The sequence below is a fragment of the Mesorhizobium sp. M7D.F.Ca.US.004.01.2.1 genome (assembly GCF_003997785.1).
Taxonomy (GTDB): Bacteria; Pseudomonadota; Alphaproteobacteria; order Rhizobiales; family Rhizobiaceae; genus Mesorhizobium; species Mesorhizobium loti.
Genome location: NZ_RZRQ01000504.1, coordinates 1 through 3,070, shown reverse-complemented (window position 1 = coordinate 3,070; position 3,070 = coordinate 1). Strand labels below are relative to the sequence as shown.

The following is a 3,070-nucleotide window of genomic DNA, read 5'->3' as shown; positions in this document are numbered from 1 at the left end:
GTGATGCCACTGTCCAGCAGCGTCGAGGCGGAGCCGAGACCGCCCTTCAGCCCTGAGGTCAATGCACCGGTGCCGGCACCGATCGTGCCGAGTTGGAAATCGACGGTGGCGGTTTGCACTGCTTCATAGCCAAGCTCACGGTAGGGTGGATAACGGCCCCAATCCTTGTCGCCGCCATTGCGCAGGTCGAACAGGATCGCCGATGGCACGATCGGCACGCGAAAACCACCGACCTCCAGGCCGATGCCGCGTTCGCGCAAGGCCGCCTGCACCCCGGATGCCGCGTCGAGGCCGAAAGCCGAGCCGCCAGAAAGCACCACGGCGTGCACCACCTCGACCGAATTGTGCGGCTCGAGCAGATCGGTCTCGCGGGTGCCCGGCGCACCGCCCAGGATCTGGACGCCCGCCACCGTCGGCCCATCGCAAAGGATCGTCGTGACGCCTGATTTCAGCCTGGCATCCGACGCATTGCCGACGCGCAGGCCGGCAATGTCGGTGATCAGGTTGCGCGGGCCGGTGCGAAACATCAGTTGCTTTCCAAGGGCGCAAAGCGTGTGCCGTCGAAGCGGAAGACGCGATAGGGGCTCTGGCTGAGATCGCCTTTCGCATCAAAGCGGATCGGCCCGATCGCAGTGGTGAAATCCTGTCCGGTCAGGGCTTCAGCCAGCGGCTTGCCCGAGCTTTCAGACAAGCCTGCCGCCGCCTTGGCGATTTCGACCGCCGCAAAGGCGGGCAGCGTATAGCCGTCAGGCACGATCTTCTGCGTGGCGAAGGCTGCCAGAACTTTGGGGTCGGCGACATCGGCCCATTCCGGCGGTGCGATCATCAGTGTGCCCACGGCATAAGGCACATCGCCCGGCGGTGTGCGCAGATTCTCGCCGCCGGCAAAGACGATACCGGCCTGGAGCTGTGCGGCATCGCGGCCCATGATAGCGATGTCGTCGCCGTCGCCGCCGGCAAAAACATGCGTGGCGCCGGCCTTCTTCAGCCGACCGATCATGCCGATCTGATTGTCGAGCTGTGGCCGGAACGTATCGACGAATACCGGTTTCAGCGCCGCCTGCTCGGCCGCTGCCCGCAGCGTCTCGGCGATCTCACGGCCATAGATGGTGCCGTCGTCGATGATGGCGAACAGCTCGTTCTGCCACAGATGGGTGAGGGCAGAGGCGACGGTGTTGCGCTCATCGTCGCCGCGTGGCCCGAGGCGATAGACCGGCCAGCCGGTCTTGGCGTGGCGGTCGGTCAGGCTTTCGGTTCGCACGCCAACGGTGATGACTGGAATGCCGGCGTCCTTGAGGATCGGCATCGCCGCCTCGATCGCCTCGGTGCAGAGAAAGCCGACCACGATGCTGACCTTGGCCGCGGCGAATTCCCTGGCCGCAGCAGCGCCGCCGTCGGCGGTGCAGGCATCATCCACGGTCTTGAGTGCGATGCCGTTCGCTTCGGCCGCCAGACCGGTGCCGGCCTCGATCTGCTTGCCGAGAATGGCCGATGGTCCCGACAGGGGCGCGGCGACGCCGACCAGCAGCGTCTGGGCGCTGGCGGCGCTGGCCATGAACAGCCAGACCAATGCGGCCGTTGTCGTTACCCTGGGTCGCATCCTGGTGAAGAATTCCTCCAAGCTGGCGACATCTTGCAGGCGCCAATTCCCGCCAAGACCTAAAGGCTGCCCGGCCTTGGTGCAACATGCGAATTCAAGGAGATGAGCCGAGGTCCAGCCGTCGCCTCGCTTGTGGCATGTCGTATGTCGCCATATATAGCGATAGGGTCATGACCATGGAAAATTTCCGGTGCTGAAGAAGAACGACATTGGGCCGCAGGCCTATCGCGACGCAATGAGCCACTTTGCCGGCCACGTCCATGTGGTCACCACCGACGGGCCGGCCGGCAAGCGCGGCGCGACGGTGATCGCCGCCTGTTCGGTGTCGGACACTCCGCCGACCATTCTGGTCTGTCTCAACCGCGAAAATCTCAAGAACGAGCCGTTCGTTAAAAACGGCAAATTTGCCTTGAACACGCTGGCTTCGCACCAGGAGCCGCTGTCGGTCGGCTTTTCCGGCATCACCGGCCTGCCAGTCGAGGAGCGTTTCGCGCTCGGCGAATGGGACGTGATCTCCACCGGCGCGCCAACCCTAAAAGGCGCGCTCGCCGTGTTCGACTGCGAATTGATCGACACCAAGGACCTGGCCACCCATCGTGTGCTTTTTGGCAAGGTGACAGGTCTGCGGATGGGCGATAATTTGCGGCCGCTGATCTACCACGCCCGCGGCTACCACGTACTGGAAAGCGGAGCGGCGGCGTTCACGGAGAAAGAATGACCGAGTTGAAACCGCGCGCCGCGCCGCGGACGATCGACGAGACGCTCGATCTCCTGACCGGCGCGGATTATGTGGCGGACCGGTCGCTGGCGACCGTGCTGTTCCTGTCGTTGCGCATGAAGCGGCCGCTATTCCTCGAGGGCGAAGCCGGCGTAGGCAAGACCGAGATTGCCAAGGTGCTGGCACAGGCGCTTGGCCGCCGGCTCATCCGTCTGCAATGCTATGAAGGCCTCGACGTTTCTTCCGCCGTCTATGAGTGGAACTACGCCGCGCAGATGATCGAGATCCGCATGGAGGAGGCGGCCGGCAAGGTTGAGCGCTCCGCCATGGAGCGCAATGTCTTCTCCGAAAAATACCTGATCCGCCGCCCGGTGCTCGATGCGCTGACCGGCAAGACGGGCGCCGCCCCGGTCTTCCTGATCGACGAGCTCGACCGCACCGACGAGGCGTTCGAGGCTTTCCTGCTCGAAATCCTGTCCGACTTCCAGGTGACGGTGCCTGAACTCGGCACCATCAAGGCGGAAGAACCGCCGATCGTCATCATCACCACCAACCGCACCCGCGAGATTCATGACGCGCTGAAACGGCGCTGTCTCTATCACTGGGTCGACTATCCCAATGCCGAGCGCGAGCTGGAGATCGTGCGCCGCAAGGTGCCACAGGCCAATCAACGGCTTTCGGCCGAAGTGGTGTCGTTCATCCAGAAGCTGCGCCAGATCGAATTGTTCAAGGTGCCGGGCGTCGCCGAAACC

Annotated in this window: 4 protein-coding genes; 2 read left to right on the top strand and 2 right to left on the bottom strand. The window is 63.9% G+C overall.

The features are described 5' to 3' along the window. A partial coding sequence (locus EN993_RS33800) for a P1 family peptidase (RefSeq protein WP_164757989.1) occupies positions 1-527 on the bottom strand: 527 nt, incomplete at its 3' end. Beyond that, positions 527-1,600, bottom strand: a complete 1,074-nt coding sequence (locus EN993_RS33795) for an ABC transporter substrate-binding protein (protein ID WP_127266050.1) — start codon at positions 1,598-1,600, stop codon at positions 527-529. The genes EN993_RS33800 and EN993_RS33795, both read right to left, overlap by 1 nt. Positions 1,601-1,790: 190 nt before the next feature. Here EN993_RS33795 and EN993_RS33790 point away from each other — a divergent pair, with 190 nt between their 5' ends. Both EN993_RS33790 and EN993_RS33785 read left to right on the top strand, forming a co-directional pair. Beyond that, the gene (locus EN993_RS33790; RefSeq protein WP_127266049.1) at positions 1,791-2,318 is read left to right on the top strand and encodes a flavin reductase; all 528 of its coding nucleotides are present in this window, start codon (positions 1,791-1,793) and stop codon (positions 2,316-2,318) included. Then, positions 2,315-3,070, top strand: a 756-nt coding sequence (locus tag EN993_RS33785; RefSeq protein ID WP_164757988.1) for a MoxR family ATPase, incomplete at its 3' end; no start/stop codon positions are given. The genes EN993_RS33790 and EN993_RS33785, both read left to right, overlap by 4 nt.